The 19384-nt window shown below is 72.6% G+C and carries 12 protein-coding genes; 5 read left to right on the top strand and 7 right to left on the bottom strand.

Going from position 1 to position 19384, the window contains the following annotated elements:
* Positions 1-57 precede the first annotated feature (57 nt).
* Positions 58-480: an SCO4983 family protein gene (locus tag ACWGIS_RS11960; RefSeq protein ID WP_453362267.1), complete on the top strand. Its 423-nt coding sequence runs from the start codon at positions 58-60 to the stop codon at positions 478-480.
* Between the two features lie 76 nt (positions 481-556).
* Here ACWGIS_RS11960 and ACWGIS_RS11955 read toward each other — a convergent pair whose 3' ends face one another.
* The gene (locus tag ACWGIS_RS11955) at positions 557-2254 is read right to left on the bottom strand and encodes an Ig-like domain repeat protein (protein WP_453362266.1); all 1698 of its coding nucleotides are present in this window, start codon (positions 2252-2254) and stop codon (positions 557-559) included.
* A 423-nt stretch (positions 2255-2677) separates the two neighbouring features.
* Entirely contained in the window at positions 2678-4510 is a 1833-nt protein-coding gene (locus ACWGIS_RS11950) for a phosphoenolpyruvate carboxykinase (GTP) (RefSeq protein ID WP_453362265.1), read from the bottom strand.
* 325 nt (positions 4511-4835) lie between these two features.
* Here ACWGIS_RS11950 and trhA point away from each other — a divergent pair, with 325 nt between their 5' ends.
* The 3 genes from trhA (at position 4836) to ACWGIS_RS11935 (ending at position 7159) form a co-directional block, all read left to right on the top strand.
* A complete protein-coding gene (gene trhA, locus ACWGIS_RS11945) occupies positions 4836-5540 on the top strand; it encodes a PAQR family membrane homeostasis protein TrhA (protein WP_453362264.1) in 705 nt (234 codons plus the stop codon).
* 228 nt (positions 5541-5768) lie between these two features.
* On the top strand, positions 5769-6386 hold the full coding sequence (locus ACWGIS_RS11940; RefSeq protein ID WP_453362263.1) for a TetR/AcrR family transcriptional regulator: 618 nt from the start codon (positions 5769-5771) through the stop codon (positions 6384-6386).
* Between the two features lie 44 nt (positions 6387-6430).
* Entirely contained in the window at positions 6431-7159 is a 729-nt protein-coding gene (locus ACWGIS_RS11935; RefSeq protein WP_453362262.1) for a Mut7-C RNAse domain-containing protein, read from the top strand.
* A 31-nt stretch (positions 7160-7190) separates the two neighbouring features.
* Here the strand turns inward: ACWGIS_RS11935 and ACWGIS_RS11930 are convergent, their stop codons facing one another.
* The 5 genes from ACWGIS_RS11930 to ACWGIS_RS11910 all read right to left on the bottom strand — a co-directional run bounded on the left by ACWGIS_RS11930 (position 7191) and on the right by ACWGIS_RS11910 (position 15931).
* Complete coding sequence (locus ACWGIS_RS11930) at positions 7191-9602, bottom strand: galactose oxidase-like domain-containing protein (protein ID WP_453362261.1); 2412 nt, start codon at positions 9600-9602, stop codon at positions 7191-7193.
* Positions 9599-10813 carry a glycosyltransferase gene (locus tag ACWGIS_RS11925; protein WP_453362260.1) on the bottom strand — a complete coding sequence of 405 codons (1215 nt, stop codon included), beginning with the start codon at positions 10811-10813 and terminating at the stop codon, positions 9599-9601. Before ACWGIS_RS11925 ends, ACWGIS_RS11930 begins: the two co-directional genes overlap by 4 nt.
* Positions 10810-12447, bottom strand: coding sequence for an ArnT family glycosyltransferase (locus tag ACWGIS_RS11920; protein ID WP_453362259.1), 1638 nt, complete (start codon positions 12445-12447; stop codon positions 10810-10812). Before ACWGIS_RS11920 ends, ACWGIS_RS11925 begins: the two co-directional genes overlap by 4 nt.
* The gene (locus ACWGIS_RS11915) at positions 12444-13706 is read right to left on the bottom strand and encodes a glycosyltransferase (protein ID WP_453362258.1); all 1263 of its coding nucleotides are present in this window, start codon (positions 13704-13706) and stop codon (positions 12444-12446) included. The genes ACWGIS_RS11920 and ACWGIS_RS11915 overlap by 4 nt, the downstream gene beginning before the upstream one ends.
* Before the next feature lie 188 nt (positions 13707-13894).
* Complete coding sequence (locus tag ACWGIS_RS11910) at positions 13895-15931, bottom strand: thioredoxin domain-containing protein (RefSeq protein ID WP_453362257.1); 2037 nt, start codon at positions 15929-15931, stop codon at positions 13895-13897.
* A gap of 202 nt (positions 15932-16133) precedes the next feature.
* Between ACWGIS_RS11910 and ACWGIS_RS11905 the strand changes: the two genes are divergently transcribed.
* Positions 16134-19352, top strand: a complete 3219-nt coding sequence (locus ACWGIS_RS11905) for a tetratricopeptide repeat protein (RefSeq protein WP_453362256.1) — start codon at positions 16134-16136, stop codon at positions 19350-19352.
* The last annotated feature ends 32 nt before the right edge of the window (positions 19353-19384 follow it).

The following is a 19384-nucleotide window of genomic DNA, read 5'->3' as shown; positions in this document are numbered from 1 at the left end:
CAACTTTAGACGAAATCCAAGCTAGGATGGTTTCCTGACAGCACAGGAGGCCCTCCCATGTACGAACCGATCCGCACCAAGTCGGTCCACAGCACGGCTGACGGCCCCAACCCCGACTTCCCGCACCGCTCCCGCGAGGAGGAGCTGGACATCCAGCTCGCCGGCCATCTCGGCGCCCTGCTCGCCGTGACGGACGACCTCCGCGCCCTGGCGCCCTCCGCCGATCTCGACCAGGCGGCCGAGCGGCTCGCCGCGCAGGTCGCCCGCCTGTGCCGCGGCCAGGCACCCGTGCGGGCGTCGGTGGCCGCCGCGGTCCACGAACCGCACCTGGTGATGCTCCACCAGCGGGCGCACGCGCTCGCCGGACGCGCTCTCGTCGTCGCCGCCTCCCGCGCCGACACGGCCGCCGCGATCCTGGCGGCCGAGCGGATGGACGCCCACGCGGCGGCCGTCGGCCCCCGCGAGCTCGCCGCCCACTGAGCCCTCCCGGCTCCCCCGATCGGCCCCGGTCCGCGCGCACCCGCAGCGACGTGCGGACCGGGCGCCACCTTTCCCGTCAGCGCCGGCGCACCTCCACCTGCGCCGACGCGGTCGCACCCTCGTGCAGCGCGTCACCCGCGTAGCTCAGGGTGTAGGTGACCGTCCGTGTGGTCCGCGGCAGGTCCTTGACGGTGAACGTGCCGTCGGCCCCGACCGCCACCGACGGGAGCGCACCCGAACCGAGGCGGTCGGCGCGCTCCACCCGCACCGTGGCACCGGGTTCCAGCGCCGGTCCCTGCCGGCCCAGCGTGCCGGTGATCTCGACCCCGCCGCCGAGAGTGGCCTCGTCCGGAGCGGTCAGCGTGAGCGTCGTCGGCGCCTTGTACACCGGGACCGTCAGACTGACGTCCTCGGCCGGCCGGTGCGTGAGGTCGCCCAGGTACGAGACGGTGTACGTCGCCTCCCCCACCGCGTCCGGCTCGTCGAACACCGTGAAGGTGCCGTCCGCCCTGGCCTCCACGGAGGCGAGCCGGTGCGTCCCGGACGCGTCCGTGCGGACCGCGGAGACCTTCACCGGATCGACCGGAGCGGTGCCGTCCAGGGTGAGGCGGCCCCGGACGGCGAGCGCCTCGCCGACCACGGCCCGGCTCGGCGAGTGGCTCAGTCCGCCGCTGAAGCGCGAGTCGTACTGGGCGGCGGGCGGCTGGATGACGTGCAGCCAGTACTCGCTGCCGTAGGCGTTGGTGGTGACGGCGAACAGCCGCGTCCCGTCCTTCGACCAGCCGAGCCCGCGCGGGGCGACCCGGTCGCCGTCGAGGCCGCCCTCGAAGGCGAACTCCAGCGGCGCGGCCGCGCTCCCCGGGTCGGCCTTCTGCACGAGCAGGTCGGCCGTGCTGCCGGAGGCGGCGGCACCGCGGGCGAGATAGGTGCCGTCGCCGCTGAACGCCACGGCCGACGCCGTCGCCCCGGCGGGCAGCGCCGCGTAGGAGCCGTCCGCGTCGGAGAGGTCGGCGGTGTTCAGCAGGCGCGTCCCGTAGCCCGCGTCGGCGACCGCGAGCAGCTTGCCGTCCGCCGAGACCGACATGTCCTTGAAGTTCAGCGCGCCGTTGCCGTCGGCGTCCGCGAACCGCCGGGCGGCCCCGCGCACCAGGGTGTCACCGCCGGTGTCGAACGAGGTCAGGAAGGGGTTCTTCTCCGGGCTGCCCTGCGGCTGCCCCATGAAGAGCCGGTTCGGGGCGCCGTCCCCGGTCGCCAGCTGGAGCCGCCCGGTGGCGGACCACTTGGTGTCGTACGCGGCGCCCCCGGTGAACCCGTACAGGCTGTTCGTGTACGAGGAGCAGTCGTCGGTGTTGTAGTTCTGCGTGTACCAGATCTTGCCGCCGGAATGCGCGACCTGGCGCCCGCAGTAGGCGTACCAGGGGGTGTACGCGTACACGCTCCTGGCCAGTGTCTGCGTGTCGTACGCCGCGATCATCTCGTAGTTGGACGCGTAGAGCGTGCCGCTGTCCTCACTGAGCGCCATTCCCGAGACCGGGCCGCTGGAGGTGAGCGTGGCCACCTTGCGGCCCTCGAAGTCGTACACCTGGATGGAGCCGTCGGCGCTGCTCCTGCTGTCCTCGGTGACGTAGACGCGCTGGTGCGCCGAGTCGATCACCATCGCCGCGTACGAGGAGATCGGCAGCTTGGCCACGGAGTCCGTCGCGGCGACCGCCGCGGGCGCCGCCCCCACCGTCAGACCGGCCCCCGCCATCCCGAGCGCGGCCAGCGCGGCCACCGTCCGTCCACGGCTGTGTGCGGTTGTCAACTGTGCCCCCCACAGGCTGAGTCGAGCGCCCCGCTCGTCGAGCGGGGCGCCTGTAGGGGCATGAAACAACTGTGCGTATCCGCTGGGCAAGGGGCTCATGGGGCGTGTCGCCGCCCGGGCCGGGAGGGCCGAGGGCCGGCGCGTCACCCGGGCAGGGAAGTCGCGGGTCCGCATGTCGCCGCCCGGGCGCGGGAACTCGTAGGGCCCGCCTGTCGCCGTCCTGGCCCAGGGCTCCGGGTCGGCGTGTCGCCACACGGCCGGGGCTCGTCCGGCCTGTCGCCGTCACCTGCGCACGGCCGGCCGGCTCGCCCCGGGTGGAGCCGTCACCCGCGGCCGGCCTTGACGACGTCGCAGGTCAGGGCAACGGGCCGGCCGCGGAGCAGGGGGTGGGCCTCAGCCCAGGCGCTGCACCAGCGCGCGGTACTCGTCCCACAGTTCCTTGGGCGTGTGGTCGCCGAAGGTGTTGAGGTGCTCGGGCACCAGCGACGCCTCCTCGCGCCACACCTCCTTGTCTACGGTGAGCAGGAAGTCGAGGTCGGACTCCGGCAGGTCGAGGCCCTTGGTGTCCAGCGCGCCCTTGGCGGGCAGCACGCCGATCGGGGTCTCGACGCCCGCCGCCGTGCCCTCCAGGCGCTCGACGATCCACTTCAGCACGCGGCTGTTCTCGCCGAAGCCGGGCCACACGAACTTGCCCTCGTCGTTCTTGCGGAACCAGTTCACGTAGTAGATCTTCGGGAGCTTCGACTGGTCCTTGCCCTTGGCCACGTCGACCCAGTGCCCCATGTAGTCGCCCATGTTGTAGCCGCAGAACGGCAGCATGGCGAAGGGGTCGCGGCGCAGCTCGCCCACCTTGCCCTCGGCGGCGGCGGTCTTCTCCGAGGCGACGTTCGCGCCCAGGAAGACGCCGTGGTTCCAGTCGAAGGACTCGGTGACCAGCGGCACGGCGGAGGCGCGGCGCCCGCCGAAGAGGATCGCGGAGATCGGCACGCCCTTGGGGTCCTCCCACTCGGGCGCGATGATCGGGCACTGCGCGGCGGGGGTGGTGAAGCGCGCGTTCGGGTGGGCGGCCGGGGTCCCGGACTCCGGCGTCCAGTCGTTGCCCTTCCAGTCCGTCAGGTGGGCCGGGGTCTCCTCCGTCATGCCCTCCCACCAGACGTCGTTGTCGTCGGTGAGCGCCACGTTCGTGAAGACGGAGTTGCCCCACAGGGTCTTCATCGCGTTGGCGTTGGTGTGCTCACCGGTGCCGGGCGCGACGCCGAAGAAACCGGCCTCGGGGTTGATGGCGTACAGGCGGCCGTCCTCGCCGAAGCGCATCCAGGCGATGTCGTCGCCGATCGTCTCGACGGTCCAGCCGGAGATCGTGGGCTCCAGCATGGCGAGGTTGGTCTTGCCGCAGGCGCTCGGGAAGGCGGCGGCGACGTACTTCGACCCGCCCTGCGGCGGCGTCAGCTTGAGGATCAGCATGTGCTCGGCGAGCCAGCCCTCGTCACGCGCCATGACGGAGGCGATGCGCAGGGCGTAGCACTTCTTGCCGAGCAGGGCGTTGCCGCCGTAGCCCGAGCCGTAGGACCAGATCTCACGCGACTCCGGGAAGTGCGAGATGTACTTCGTGGAGTTGCACGGCCACGGCACGTCCTCCTGGCCCTCCTCCAGCGGCGCCCCGAGCGTGTGCACGGCACGCACGAAGAAGCCGTCGGAGCCGAGCTCGTCCAGGACCGGCTGACCCATGCGGGTCATGGTGCGCATGGACACGGCGACGTAGGCCGAGTCGGTGATCTCGACGCCGATGGCGGAGAGGTCGGAGCCGAGCGGGCCCATGCAGAAGGGGACGACGTACATCGTCCGGCCGCGCATGGAGCCGCGGAAGAGACCGCCCTCGCCGTCCTGACCCTGGAAGATCTCCCGCATCTCGGCGGGCGCCTTCCAGTGGTTCGTCGGGCCGGCGTCCTCCTCCTTCTCGGAGCAGATGAACGTCCGGTCCTCGACCCGCGCGACATCGGTCGGGTCGGAGGCGGCGTAGTAGGAGTTCGGGCGCTTGATCGGGTCGAGCTTGCGGAAGGTGCCCTTGCGGACGAGCTCCTCGCTCAGCCGCTCGTACTCCGCCTCGGATCCGTCACACCAGACCACGCTGTCCGGCTGGGTCAGTTCGGCGATCTCGTTCACCCACGAGATCAGTTCCTGGTGAGAGGTGGGGACGACGGTGGGAGCCGCGATGTCGCGCGCCACGATTGCTCCTAGAATGAGGGGTTTTGTTGTTTTATGCCCCGTGGGGGCCGCGACCCGGATGCTTCACGGTGATGGATCATGGGCGCTCATCCGGTGCCGACCGCACTCATTTGATCATCCGACGCATCCGCCCATATGTCCAGAGGGCCTCACACCTGAGCGGCGTGAGCATCACCACTCGCAGGCGGGTTTCCCCGGGCACATTCGTTCCCCTTCGAGGCCCCGTGCTGTCACGTCTGCGACATCACGTGAGACGCTGGCCACTATCGACCGACCCGGGTCGTACTGACGCGTAACTTACGCTTCCGTAGGTAGGATTGACTGCATGACTGCGCCCGTCCCCGACGCGCCCACGGACTCGCCGGCCGCCGGCCGCGGCCCCGTCGAACTCACCCTGCCGCACCCGGTCAAGCCCAAGCTGCGCGGCTGGCTGCACCTCGGCATGTTCCCCGCCGTGCTCATCGCGGGACTGCTGCTCACCGCGCTCGCCGACACCGGCCGCGCACGGCTCGCCTGCGGGATCTACACGCTGACGGCCTGCCTGCTGTTCGGTGTGAGCGCCGTCTACCACCGCGGCGACTGGACCCCGCGCATGGACGGTGTCCTGCGCAGACTCGACCACGCGAACATCTTCCTGATCATCGCCGGCACGTACACACCGCTGACGATGCTCCTGCTGCCCGACGACAAGGGCCGAGTGCTCCTGTGGGGCATCTGGGGAGCCGCCCTGGCCGGCATCCTCTTCCGGGTGTTCTGGGTCGGGGCGCCGCGCTGGCTCTACACCCCCTGCTACATCGCGATGGGCTGGGCGGCCGTGTTCTTCCTGCCCGACTTCATGCGTGCCGGCGGGGTGGCCGTCCTGGTCCTGGTCGTCATCGGCGGCCTGCTCTACAGCGCGGGCGGCGTGATCTACGCGCTCAAGCGCCCCAACCCCTCACCCCAGTACTTCGGCTTCCACGAGGTCTTCCACTCCCTCACCCTGGCCGCGTTCACCGCGCACTACGTCGGCATCTCGCTGGTGGCCTACTAGCACCGGCCTCGCCACCGAGAGCTCCAGGGCCGCGACCGTCCGCCGCGGCCCTGTCCCGTGTCAGGACCCGGTTCCGTGTCCGGGCCTCCCATGTGCGGGCGCTGTTCCACGTGCGGGCCTGTCCCGTGTCCGGGCCCGGTTCCGGCTGACCCCGGCCCGCCGGAACCACCGGCCCAGGCGGCTCACGGCGAGGGTGCTCGTCCCCGCCCGTGGCGGAGAATGGGCGCCATGGCCGCCACCGCACACCGCTCCACCGCCGAGCCCCGGCCGGGGCTGCGCGAGCGGAAGAAGAACAAGACCCGGCTCGCCATCCGCGCGGCGGCCCACCGGCTGGTCCAGGAGCACGGCTACGACGCGACCACCGTCGAGCGGATCGCCGCGGCGGCCGACGTCTCCCCCTCCACGGTCCTGCGCTACTTCCCCGCCAAGGAGGACATCGTGCTCCCGGACGGGCTCGACCGGGAGGCGGAGGAACAGCTCCGGTCACGGCCCGCCGGGGAACCCTGGCCCGAATCCCTGCGGCACGTGCTCGGGCACGCCCTCGGACGCGGCCTCGCCGAGCGGCCCGAGGTGCTGCGGCTGCTCACCCGGCTCATGGCCGAGGTGCCCGCGGTGCGCTCCCGGACGAGGGAGATCCTCTCCGGCACCGGCCGCATGCTCTGCCGGGTCATCGGCGAACGCACCGGACGCGACCCCGACGGCCTGGACCTGCGCGTGTACGCCGCGGCGCTGACCGGCGCCCTGCTGGAGACCGCCCTGTACTGGGCCGAGGGCGGTCACCGCGAGGACCTCGCCGCCCTCGTCGACCGCACCCTGGACGCCCTGGAGCACGGCCCGGCCCGCTGAAAACCCGGAGGCCGCGGGCCCGGCCGCCGTGGCATCCTGACCCGGTGAACGGACCGGAGATCCACGTCGAGTTCGCCCCCGAGCTGGGCCTGTTCGTCCCGCCCGCACGGCGGGCCGCCGCCACCGGGGTGGCCACCGACGGCGCCTCCACCCTCGGCCATGTCGTCGAGTCGCTCGGCGTCCCGCTGACCGAGGTCGGCGCCCTGGTCGTGGACGGCCGCGAGGTGCCCGTGTCGCACATCCCCGCCGCGGGCGAGTCCGTCCACGTGCGTGCCGTCCGGCGCCCGCAGTCCGTACCCGGGGCGCCGCTGCGCTTCCTCCTCGACGTCCACCTCGGGACGCTGGCCCGCCGGATGCGCCTGCTCGGCGTCGACGCGGCGTACGAGTCCACCGACATCGGCGACCCGGCCCTCGCCGCCCGCTCGGCGGCCGAGCGGCGCGTCCTGCTCAGCCGCGACCGCGGGCTGCTGCGGCGCCGCGAGCTGTGGGCCGGCGCCTTCGTGTACAGCACCCGTCCCGACGACCAACTCGGCGACGTGCTCGGCCGGTTCGCGCCCGAGCTGAAGCCCTGGACGCGCTGCACCGCGTGCAACGGGCTGCTCAGGGAGGCCACCAAGGAGGAGCTGGCCGACCGGCTCGAAGGCGGCACGAGCCGGTCGTACGACGTCTTCGCCCAGTGCGCCGCGTGCGGGCGCGCCTACTGGAGGGGCGCGCACCACGACCGCCTGGAGGCCATCGTGGAACGCGCCCTGGCGGAGTTCGGAAGCCACTGAAGGCACGCGGTCCGGCTCAGCGGAGCCGACATCAGGACCTCCGCACGTCCCCCTTTCCGCAGGTCCGGCCGTCCCGGTCGGGGTCGAGGCCCAGCGGATCGTCGCCGCCGTTGACGCGCAGCCGGCCGTAGTCGTTGGCCTTCAGCCAGGCGCACCGGGCCGCCGCCGTGTCCTTCACACCGGCGGGGAACACCGTCGGCACGCACACGTTGACCGACCCGTAGTGCGGGTCGCAGCCGGAGACCGTCGGGCTCACCCGCTGCGAGGTCCGCTTCTTCCCCGGCCCGCTCGTCTTCCCCTCCGGCGCGTCGGCGAAGGCGTGGACGTGCGGCGAGGCGGTGTCCGCGGCCAGCGCGGACGGCCCCTGGAGGTGCACCCACTTCGCCACCGACGGCACGCCGTTGGCGTCGACCGCGAAGAGCATGTACCAGCCGGGCGGGGCCAGATTCGGGTTGCTCGTCACGTTGAGGTCGACGTTGCCGCCGTCCACGCTCAGCGGCAGGTCCACGAACCGCTGGTTCGGGTCGGAGGAGTGCGTCACCGCGGCCGGTCTGATCAACTCGGCCTTGGCGATGGGCCGGTCGACGGTGATGCGCTGGGTGTCGCCGTAGACCCACTCGGTGTCGATCAGCGAAGTGATCTCCGGGCGGGGGCCCTTGAGCAGATACGGCGGGGTATAGAGGGACACGTCGTGGTTCCAGGTGCCGTTGCCGGGGTTGTCACCCGTCGTCATCACCCGGCCGTCGGGCAGCAGGAACGCGGACGAGTGGTAGCCGCGCTCCTCCGGGTCGGGCGTCACCGGGTCGAAGGTGGAGGTCACCGGGTCGAACAGCGACGACTCGTAGACCGGGTCCGCGCGGTTGTGCAGGGCGCCGCCGGTCTCCAGGACCTTGCCGTCGGGCAGCAGCACGGCGGACACGTACATCTTCCCCTGGCCGCCGGTCTGGGCCACCCTGCCGGTGCCGAGGTCGACCTCGCCCTGCGGGACCGGCGGGCCCGCGACGTACGCCGGGGAGGGCGCCTTGAGGTCGATGATGTCCGTCAGCCGGTTCGCGTCCGGGTTGGAGTCGATGTTGCCGCCGCCCAGCGTCAGCACCCGCTGGTCCTGCGCCGGGGGCAGCAGCACGCTCGCGGACTGGTCCCGCTGGTCCTTGTTCCGCAGGCCCGGGACCGCGGTCGTCGTGTTGGCTCCGTAGTCGTAGATCGCGGAGCCGGTGCCCGGGGTGCCGTTGCCGAAGACGTGGCTGCCCGAGTAGAAGAGGCGGCCGTCCTGCATCAGGATCATCGACGGGTACAGACCCCAGTACGACCAGGTCTGGTTGACCTTCCACAGCGGCTGCCAGCGCTGCTCGGCGGCCGACCACAGCTCGGCGGTCACCGAGCCCGTGGAGTCCTCGCGCAGCCCGCCGAACGAGATCACGTCACCGTTGCCGAGGACGGTCGCCGACGGGTACCAGTGACCGTCGTTCATGTCGTTGGTCCTGCTGTACGTCTCGCTGACCGGGTCGAAGACGTACGAGTCCTTGTACCCCTCGTAGCCGTGGCCGCCCGCCACCGGGAACGCCTTGTTGCCGCTCATGACCAGCACACGCCCGTCGGACAGCTGTACGTGCCCCGCGCAGAACATGTCCTTGGGCGTCGGGATCTGCCGGTAGGTGCCCCGCACCGGGTCGTAGACCGCCGAGGTGAACGTGCCCGCCGCGAACATCTCCTCACTGTTGCCGGAGCCCGCGATGAGCAGCACCTTGCCGTTGTTCAGCACGACCGAGTGCATGGACCGGACCGGGTTCCGCGTGGGCAGCACCGTCCACTTCCCGTTGGCGCACTCGTCGGCCGTACCCGTGCACCGGACGGGCGGCACGGGGTCGGCGACCTCGTCCATCGTGTAGTCGTCCGTGGTCGCGGAGCCCGTGCCGTAGACGGACACGCCCCAGCTGACGCGGTCGGTGCCGGCCGGCACCGCGGGCGTGCGCACCGACGCCTGCGTCCAGCTCCCCGCCGTCTCCAGCGTCTTCAGGTCGGTCCAGTACTGCCAGCCGGCCGTCGTGTCGTGCCGGAACAGGGTGAGGGAGGTGTCCGGGGTCGTCGACTTGTACCAGAGCCCGAGGTCGTACTGCCTGCCCGGCGTGACCACCGGGGCGCAGTCCGCGCTCTCGGTGACCAGCGCCTTGCGGTCGCCGTCCACGCGCCGGGTCAGCTCGACCTTCATCGCCTTCGTGCCCGAGTGGGCGCCCGCGACGGTGGAGAACGTGAAGTCGTTGTCGCCCCAGCCGGACTTCTCCCAGCAGTACGGCATGCCGTCCGTGCCCGCCGTCTCGAAGCCGGGGTTCTTGACGAGGTTCGCCGCGGCGGCGGGCTGCGGCGAGACCAGGAGCAGGCCGGCGGCGAGGCCCGTCACCGCCAGCAGGGAGGTTCTGCGCCGGAATCCGAGAGGGAAGGTCACGCGGCTCTCCTCGCTGTGCGGCTGCGGCTGCGGTTCCCGCGTCCGGGCCCGGCGGCCCCGCGCGGCAGGTAGACCAGCGCCTCCGTCCCCGCGTACCGCAGGACGAAGGTCGTCACCAGGGCGAGCGCGGTGGCCTGCACGGCGCCCATCCCGAACTCCCGCACGAACAGCGCGATCAGCGGGATGCGCAGCACCAGGTCGGCGTTGGCCAGCAGCGCGAACCGGCCCGCACGGTCCCACCGGTTGCGGTGCCTGCGCCGTTCGCGGAACAGCAGGTGCTCGATGAGCAGGAAGTTCCACGCCACCCCGAACTGGTTGGCGACGATCTCGGCCGGCAGATAGTGCACCCCGGCGGCCGTGAACGCCCACAGGCCGAGCAGGTTCGGCAGGAACCCCGTCACGCCGATCAGGCCGAAGGCCACCATCCGGGCCACCGGCGAGGCCGTGCGCAGCCCGGCCAGGTGGCGCAGGAAGCGGAACCCCTCCTGCGCCGTCGACTTGGACTCGCCCGCGTACCGGTCCTGGAAGACGAACGGCACCTCGGTGACCTGCCGGGGGCGGCTGCGCACCGCGAGTTCCAGGAGGATCTTGTAGCCGAGCGGCTGGAGGACACCGGCGGTGACCGCGCTGCGCCGGATCGCGAAGAAGCCGCTCATCGGGTCGCTGATGCCACGCAGCCTGCGCGGGAACAGCGCCTTCGTGAGCCAGGTCGCGCCGCGCGACACGGCCACGCGGTAGCCGCCCGCCAGTCCCTCGCGGCTGCCGCCCTTCAGATACCGGCTGGCGACGACGAGCCCGGCGAACGCCCGCTCCCCCGTGGCCACCAGCTCCGGCACCAGGGACGGCGGGTGCTGGAGGTCGCCGTCCATGACGACGATCCACTCGGAGGCCGCGGCCTTCAGCCCCTCCACGACGGCGCCGCCGAGGCCGCCCACGGGCTCCTCCCGGTGCAGCACGGTCACCGGGAACGGGCAGTCCCGTGCCGCCCGCGCGATCACCTCGGGGGTGTCGTCCGTGGAGTCGTCCACGAAGACGACCTCGCAGGGCAGCCGGGCGGGCACCGACTCGGTGATCCGGCGCAGCAGCTCCCGCACGTTCGCGGACTCGTTGAAGGTCGGTACGACGATGGTGACGGCGCCCGGCTCGGGCACCTCGGCCGCGTGCACCGCCGGCTCGCCGAGCTCCTCTGGAACGGTGGACTCGTGACTCATCGGGAGCCTCCCTCGGTCTGGATCCGGCGGATCTCGATCCGGTCCTCACCGGTGCCGAACACGGCCACCGGCGTGGAATGACGCATCGCGGCTCTCACCAGGGGCAGGTCGGCCGCGTCCCGCCGGACCGTCGGCGAGGCGACCACGTAGTCCAGGTCCCGCCAGCCCCGCGGCATCGTCCTCGTCACCGCCGGGTCCAGGTCCGCCTTGTAGAACCAGATGACGCCGAGCCCGGGTTGGTACCCCTGGTGCACGAGGTCGAGCCAGAGCGCGTCGTCGACGAGGACCCGGGTGTCCGCGGGGTCCTCCACCCGCGTGGCGAGCCAGTGCGACGCGGCCCGGTAGGGGGCGTTCGCGTCGGCGGTCAGGGCGGTGCGGTCGCCGTCGTACCAGCGCGGCACGACGTACAGAGCCGCTGCCGCCACGAGCAGGCCCGCGGTCGCCCGGCGCCCCCAGGTGACGTACGGCCGCTCCCGCGGACTCCGCCACCGGCGCAGCACCGCGTGCGCCACGCTCGCGGTGCCCCCGGCGAGCACCAGCGCCAAGAACGGCAGCGCCTGGATGACGTACATGGCGGGCAGGTAGCCGTTCGGGCGCAGCGCGACCAGGGCGAGGATGCCGACGGTGAGGGCCGGGCCGGCCAGCGCGCGCGCCGTCACCGACCAGCGCCAGGAGAGCAGGAGCAGCACGGCGCCCGCCAGCCCGCCGAGGGGCAGGACGCGGTCGTAGTACAGCCAGGACCGCAGCACGCCGTGCGAGCCGGACCCGGGGTCCAGGACGAAGCCGGAGCCGGGGCGGCTCATCTGGTAGGCGATGCCGTCCCACAGCGACACGTGCCCGGAGCCGGGCAGCAACTCGCCCTTGAGGAGCGCGAACAGCGGATACGCCAGGCCGATCAGCACGCAGGCGGTGACCGCTCCGGTCAGGGCGAACTTGCGGGTGTCACGGTGGCCGTGGCGCCACATGGTGACCACCAGCGCGGGCAGGACGACGAGCATCGTCTCCTTGGTGAGCACCGCCGTGGCGGCCGCGACGCCGGCCGCGAAGTGGTGCCAGAGGTGCCGGTTCGGCGAGGCGGCCAGGCAGAACGCCAGCAGCGTCCACATCACCGCGATGTTGTCCAGGAAGATCTCCCGCTGGAGCACGACCGACAGCGGCGAGAGCCCGAAGACCGCCATCGCCAGGCCGGCCGCCCAGCGCGGCAGCCGGAGCCTGCGCGCGAGGACGTACAGCAGGACCGCGCTCGCGGCACCGACCAGCAGCATGGTCACGCGCATCGGGCCGACGGTCATCGACGACGGGCTGATCTGCGCGGGGAGCCAGGTCAGCGCCGCCAACTGGAGCCAGCCGAGCGGCGGGTGGTCGTACCAGTAGGTGTAGTGGGCGAGCCCGTCGCCCTGCTGCACCGCCCACGCCTGCGCCAGATAGGTGCCCTCGTCGTCGCTGAGGGCCGGGTAGTCGGTGATGTTCCAGCCCTGCACGACCATGATCGCCGCGAGCAGCAGCCCGCACAGCACCAGGTCGGAGCGCGAGCTGCGGAAACGGGGGACGGGACGGACGACCGGAACGGTTTCGGGCGCGCGGAGCCGCCGCGCGGGGGCCGTGCCGGCCGCCGCGGGAAGGGTGGAGGTCACGCGGGAACGTCCTCTCGGATCGTCTCGGTGAGATGCGCGCCGACGTGACGGGTCAACTCCCAGTCCGTGCGGCCCCGTTGCTCACGCCACACCGCACGCACGGCCGCCCCCGCGAGGAGCACCTGGTAGAACGGCCCGCCGGCGACGAGCTTGAGGTAGTGCACGAAGCGCACGCGCAGTCCGTACTGCTTGCCGAAGTCGTGCAGGCCGACCACCTCGAAGACGAAGGTGACCAGGGCGGTGACCGCCGGCAGAAAGGTGACGAAGGCGATGCCGACCGGCACGTCCAGGAAGAGCGCGACGGCCGCGTTGAGCGGGATGATCACCCCGGAGACGGCCTGCAGATAGGGCGTCATGAGGGTGTAGCGGGCCAGCAACCGCTGCCGGAACGTGGGCAGTCGCCGCCAGTCCCGCTTGCGGTAGACCTGGAGGAAGCCCTGGTTCCAGCGGGTGCGCTGCTTCAGCAGGGACACCAGGCTGCCCGGCGTCTCCTCCCGGGTCACCATGTCGGAGTCGTAGGCGACGACGACCTTCTTGCCGGCGCTGGACAGCCGCACCCCGAGGTCGCAGTCCTCCGCCAGGCAGTCCGGATCCCAGCCGCCCGCCTCGCGCAGCACCTCCGTACGGACGAAGACGGTGTTGCCGCCGAGCGGGATGAACCCCTTCTGCGCGTGCAGGTGCAGCCGCGAGCGGAACCAGAAGAAGTACTCAAGGCAGTTGCGCAGGCTGTACCAGCTGGAGTGGAAGTCGATGAGCTGCACCCCGCCCTGCACCACGTCCGCACCCGTCGTACGGAACGCGTGGTCGACATGGGCGAGCAGCTCCGGATGCACCTGGTCCTCGGCGTCGAAGACCCCGACGACGTCACCGCGGCAGTACGGCAGCGCCGTGTTCATGGCCTTCGGCTTGTTCTTCCGCTCATGGGTGTCGACGACGACCCGCACCCGCGGATCGCGGGCCTCGGCCCCGCGGGCGACGGCCGCGGTCTCCGGGTCGTCGTGCCCCACGATGACGATGATCTCGAAGTCGTCGTGACCGGACTCCAGCAGGCGCCGGATCGTGTGGTGCAGCACCGCCTGCTCGTGCCGGGCGGGCAGCAACAGCGAGAAGGACAGTCCCTCTCCGCCGTCCGGTCTGCTGAAACGGGTGGAGGCGAGCACCTCGGGCGTACGCCACGCGTGCATCTGCCACCACAGGGTGAAGGCGGCCATCCAGAACAGAACCAGTGAAACGGCAGCGATGAAGACAGACGTGAGCAACAGATCCCCCCAGATCCCCTAACACCTGTCGCGACGGCGTGTCGTCAACCGGCGCGTCACCGTGAGGAGACTAGGAGGGATCTGTGAAATCCGGGCGCTGTCCAGATAAAGGGAGTGTTTCGTCACGCCTATCGGCCAACTACACCTATCGGCCCACGACGGACTGTTCCCGACCAGACGCGCCCGATTCAGCCGGAAACCACACCCCCCAGCGACTCCCGGAGCCGCTCGACGTCCGAAGTCGGCGCGTCACACGTGAAGTTGCGGCAGACGTACGCGGCCGGCTCCCCGCCGAGCAGCGGCCGGTCCGCCAGCAACGGCAGCTCGTCACCGCCCGGAACGCCCACCGCGACCACCGCCCCCGGCGCCGTCCCCAGAAGTGCCGTACGGTGCAGGGCCCTCGTGGCCTCCGCGTCCGCCGGACCGACGACCGCCACCTCGCGCGGCCCGTCCAGGAGCGCCTCGGCCACCGAGAGCCCCCAGCCCACGAACCGCGGCGCGCGCGGACCCAGTACCTTCACCACGCCCAACGCCCGCTCCGCCGCGGTGCGGTGAGGCTCGGCACCGGTCTGGGCCGCGTACGACAGCAGGGCACCGGCCGCCGCGCTCCAGCCGGAGGGAGTGGCGTTGTCGGTGGGGTCCTGCGGGCGGCGGATGAGCTGTTCCGCGTCCGCCGCCGTGTCGTAGAGCGCTCCCGACTCGGCGTCGGTGAACTGCGCGAGGACGTGGTCGAGCAGGAACCCCGCGAACTCCAGCCAGACCCCCTCCCCCGTGACCGACGCGAGCGCGAGGAAGCCCTCGGCGACGTCCGCGTAGTCCTCCAGCACCCCGGCGTGCGCACCGGCCCGGCCGTCCTTGCTGGTACGGGCCAGGCGGGCGCGGTCGTCCAGGTGGACGCGGACGAGCAGGTCGGCGGCGCCGATAGCGGCCTCCACCAGGTCCGGACGCCCGAAGTAGGCGCCGGTCTCCGCGAGCGCGGCGACGGCCAGGCCGTTCCAGGCGGCGACCACCTTGTCGTCCCGGCCCGGAGCCGGCCGCTCCCCGCGGGCGGCGAGGAGCCGCTCCCGCACCGAGGCGATCCTCCCCGCGTCCGGCACGCCCTCCCGCTGCGGGAGTTGCAGCACCGAGGCACCCTCCTCGAAGGTGCCCTCCTCGGTCACGCCGAAGTGCCGGGCGGCGAGTTCGGCGTCGTCCCCGAGCACCTCGCGCAGCTGCCCGGGCGTCCACACGTAGTACGCGCCCTCGACGTGCCGGCCGGTCCCGTCGTCACTGTCGGCATCGAGCGCGGAGGCGAAACCGCCCTCGGCGGTGCGCAGTTCGCGGACCATGAAGTCCGCGGTCTCCAGCGCGACCCGGCGAGCGAGGTCCGACCCGGTGGCACGCCACAGATGCGCGTAGACGCGGCACAGCAGGGCGTTGTCATAGAGCATCTTTTCGAAATGCGGAATCGTCCAGTCCCGGTCGACGGAGTAGCGGGCGAAGCCGCCGCCGAGCTGGTCGTAGATCCCGCCGCGCGCCATGCGCTCGCAGGTGTCCCGCGCCATCTGCAGGGCGCCCTCCGAGCCGGTGCGGGCGTGGTGGCGCAGCAGGAACTCGATCACCATGGACGGCGGGAACTTGGGCGCCCCGCCGAAGCCGCCGCGCTGTTCGTCGTACTCCCGGGTGAGCCCGAGCAGCGCCCCGGCCAGCTCCTCCTCACCCGGCACCTCGGCACCGCCGTAGTTCAGCTCGCGGCCCGCGAGGTCCCGCACGATCTTGCCCGCCACGTCGGCGACCTCGTCGCGGCGGTCGGTCCAGGCGCTGCCGACGCCTTCGAGCACCTGGCGGAAGGAAGGCATCCCGTGGCGCGGCTCGGGCGGGAAGTAGGTGCCGAAGTAGAAGGGCTCGGCGTCGGGCGTCAGGAAGACCGTCATGGGCCAGCCGCCCTGTCCGGTGGCGGCCTGCACGGCCTCCATGTAGACGGCGTCGACGTCGGGCCGCTCCTCGCGGTCCACCTTCACGCTCACGAAGTGCTCGTTCAGGTACGCGGCCGTCGCCTCGTCCTCGAAGGACTCGTGCGCCATGACGTGACACCAGTGGCAGCTGCTGTATCCCACGCTGAGCAGGACGGGCACATCACGTCTGCGCGCCTCGTCGAAGGCCTCGGCCGACCAGGGCCACCAGTCGACGGGGTTGTCGGCGTGCTGGAGCAGATACGGGGACGTCTCATGGGCCAGTCGGTTCACCCTTCCACTCTCCCACGGTGCCCCCAGCGAGGAGGAAGCGCCGCTTCACCCGGCGTGCCCCGGCCGGGGCCTCCCCGTCGGCACGGTCCGGCCTCCCGGCGCCGCGGCGCCGGGCCGGGCCAATGATCGCGGGCCTCTGTCGCTCGGGGCCCGCACCAAGGACACTCAGACCAAGGGGAGTTGCGCCGGAGGGGGACACGAGATGCGGGACAGCCATCGGGCGGAGGCCGAGCGGCTGTTGGCCCGGGCCGTGGAGGAGGAGGTGCGTCGCTCGGGCGGGCGCGCCGACGGGGCCGTGCTGCTGTCGCGCGCGCGGGGCGGCCTGGACGCCATGGCGCAGGCCGCGGCGGAGGAGTACGGGGCGTACACCCGCGCTCTCGACGAGGCGGCGGCGGGCGAGCTGACGTTCGGGCAGCGTTACGCGCGCGAGGGTGCCGGCACCGCCGTGCTGGTGGCGGGCGTCGCCGCGCTCGCGGCCTGCGTCGCCGACCTGGCCCTGGGCACCGGCGCGGGGACGGCGCTGGGCGCCGGTGCGGTGGCCGGGGCGGCCGGGGCGGCGACCACCATGGCGAAGGTGTCCGCCTCGCACCTGCCGGCGGCGAGTCGCCGCGCGGGCGCCCTGAGCCAGCCGGGCGGCCCGGAGCAGCTGCGCCTGCAGTGGCTGACGGCCCTGGAGGTACGCGGCATCCGTCCCTTCCTCGACCAGCAGCGGGTGCTCAACGCGTCGGCGGGCGCGAAGACGGGCGCACCCCAGTTGCGCCGTACGGACAAGAGCGCCGCGGCCCGCAGGCGCAGCGTCCTGGAGCAGTCGTTCGGGCAGCTTCCGGAGCTGGACCCGGTGTTCACCGGGCGGAGGCCGGAGCTGGCCCGGGTCGCGCAGTGGGTGCACGCGGCCCGCGCGAGCACGGAGACCAAGCCGACGGTGGTCGTGCTGCACGGCGCGGCGGGGTCGGGCCGCAGCACCCTCGCGGTGCGGGCGGCGCACGAGCTGCGGGACCAGTTCCGGGGTGCGTGCGTGGTGGATCTGCGCGGCGACAGTCCGGAGGAGCCGCCGCTGTCGACCCGGGACGCGCTGCTGCATCTGCTGAACCGGCTGGGGGCGCCGCGCGAGCAGCTGCTGTTCCGGGAGCGTTCCTCGCAGGACCAGCAGGTCAGGCGGCTGGGTGAGCTGTACCACCAGCATCTGACGGGGCTGCCGGTGACCATCGTGCTGGACGACGCCTCGGATGCCGAGCAGGTCCGCATGCTGGTTCCGGAGCGGTCGGAGAGCCTGGTGCTGGTCACCGCCCGCACTCCCCTGGAGCTTCCGGCGGACCTGGCGGCCTGGGTGCACCACCTCCCGCTGGAGGCGCTGGGCGCGGGTGCCGCCGAGGAGCTGCTGAACGCCGCGGCGCAGGACGCCTCGGGTCCGTACGACGCGGACGCGTGCGACCGGGTCCGGGAGTTGTGCGGCGGCCTGCCGCTGGCGCTGCGCATCGCGGGCTCCTCGCTGGGCCCGCGCACGCCCCGTCGCCTCGCGGTGGACCTGGGGGCGTACGGTCCCGTGGAGCCGGTCGAGCGGGCCCTGTGGCTGCGCTACACGGACCAGTCGGACACCGCGCGGCGCCTGCTGCGGCGGCTGGCGCTGGCCGGGCGGGCCTCGCTGGGGGCGGCGGCCGCGGCCTCGCTGCTGGCGACGGACGAGGAGGAGGCGGCCCGTCAGCTGGCGGCGCTCGCCCGCGCGGGTCTGATCCTCCACGTGCGCGGCAGCCGCTACCGGCTGCACGACGTCGTTCGCGGCTTCGCGCAGGCGCGGCTGCTGGACGAGGAGGAGCCGGCCGAGCGGACGGCGGCGCAGGAGCGGCTGATCGTGAACTACGGAGAGCTGGCGGACTCGGTGATCCGTCTGGTCGACGGGAAGACGTCGACGCGCGCGGACTCGGCGTTCCAGTCGAGCGCGGTCGGCCCGCACGGCTTCACCTCGCTCGACGCGGCGCTGCGCTGGCTGGACGACGAGTCGAGTTTCATCACGGCGGCGCTGCGCCACGCGGAGGGTGTGGACCAGGCGGCCGTGCTCAATCTGCTGGGCGCTCTGTGCGACTACTGCCTGCTGCGCGGGGACCTGTACCGCCTGGGTGAGATCAGCGAGCTGACCCAGGCGGTGGACCAGGGGCTGCTGGTCCGCTCGGTGCAGTGGCGGACGGGCATCGCGGCCCGCCAGCTCGGCGAGCTGGACAAGGCCCGTACGACGCTGTCCTCGGTGGTCGACCTCTACTTCGAGGCGCATCACGACGCGGGCGCCGCGCGGGCGCTGTGCTCTCTGGGGATCACGCTGCACCACCAGGGCAACCTGGCGGAGGCGGCGGCGCGGCTTCAGGAGGCCATGGATCTTCAGGCGGCGCCGGAGCTGGCCGCCGACCGCGCCTGGACGATGCACGCCCTGGCCGCGGTGGAACGCGACCGGGCCCGGCTGGGCGCGGCGCTCGGCCTGCTCACGGAGGCCCTGGTCCTGCACCGCGGGAGCGAGTCGGTGCACGGTGAGGCGTGGGCGCACTTCCAGCTGGGGCAGCTGGCCCTGCGGATGGGCGACGTGGCGCGGGCGGACCGCGAGCTGCGTGAGGCGCTCGATCTGTACGTCCGTACGCGGGACGGCCGGGGTGAGGCGTGGGCGCTGACCCAGCTGGCGCGGGCGCGGCTCGTCGACGGTGATGCCTCGACCGCGGTGGACGGTCTGCGTCAGGCGGTGTCGCGGCACCGGGACAGCGAGGACGCGCGCGGCGAGGCGTGGACGGTGTACTACCTGGGCCAGGCGCTGGAGGAGACGGGCGACCTGGATCAGGCGGTGCGTGAGCTGGAGCGGTCCCGCACGATGTTCTCGCGGATGCGGGACGTGTACGGGCTGGCCTGTGCCCGGCACCATTCGGCGCGGGTGACGCGCGACCAGCGGGCCGCCCGGACGGGTTCCCTGCGCAACTCGGGTTTCGCCCGTCAGCTCCTCGTCGACGCCCGCGCGGACTTCCAGCGCATCGGGGTCGCCCACGGCGAGGCGTGGACGTGTCTGGAGCTGGCGGTGGTGGACGCCGGCAACGCCCGCTCCCCGCAGGCGCTGTCGCTGTGCGACGAGGCGATCGGCCTGTTCACGTCGTACGGCGACCGCCGCGGCGAGGACTGGGCGCGTTTCCTGCGCTGCACGCTGCTGCCCTACGCGGCGGCCGGCGGCTCGGAGATCGGTACGGCGGTGGCCCAGGAGGAGCTGGCCCGGCTGTCCCGCTCCTCGCATCCGGCCCGGGACGGCAAGCTGGACGACTACGTCGAGGCGTACCAGTTGCTGCTGGAGCGCGGGGTCGACCTGGAGGCGGGCTGGCAGGCGTGGCGTCTGGGCATGGTCCCGGACCGGCACGCCCGCGAGGTCATGGGCGTGCCGGTGACGGCCCGCGGCTGAGCGGGGCCGTCACGGGCACGGCCGCGTCCGCC

The organism is Streptomyces sp. NPDC054842 (assembly GCF_053611025.1).
Note: the sequence above shows the minus strand (reverse complement) of the source record. Positions and strands in the feature narration are given on the sequence as shown.

Bases quoted from the DNA above. Each gene is read 5' to 3' on its own strand.
- ACWGIS_RS11925 (WP_453362260.1), bottom strand. From the start codon at position 10,813: ATGAGTCACGAGTCCACCGTTCCAGAGGAGCTCGGCGAGCCGGCGGTG.
- trhA (WP_453362264.1), top strand. From the start codon at position 4,836: ATGACTGCGCCCGTCCCCGACGCGCCCACGGACTCGCCGGCCGCCGGC.
- ACWGIS_RS11940 (WP_453362263.1), top strand. From the start codon at position 5,769: ATGGCCGCCACCGCACACCGCTCCACCGCCGAGCCCCGGCCGGGGCTG.
- ACWGIS_RS11905 (WP_453362256.1), top strand. From the start codon at position 16,134: ATGCGGGACAGCCATCGGGCGGAGGCCGAGCGGCTGTTGGCCCGGGCC.
- ACWGIS_RS11960 (WP_453362267.1), top strand. From the start codon at position 58: ATGTACGAACCGATCCGCACCAAGTCGGTCCACAGCACGGCTGACGGC.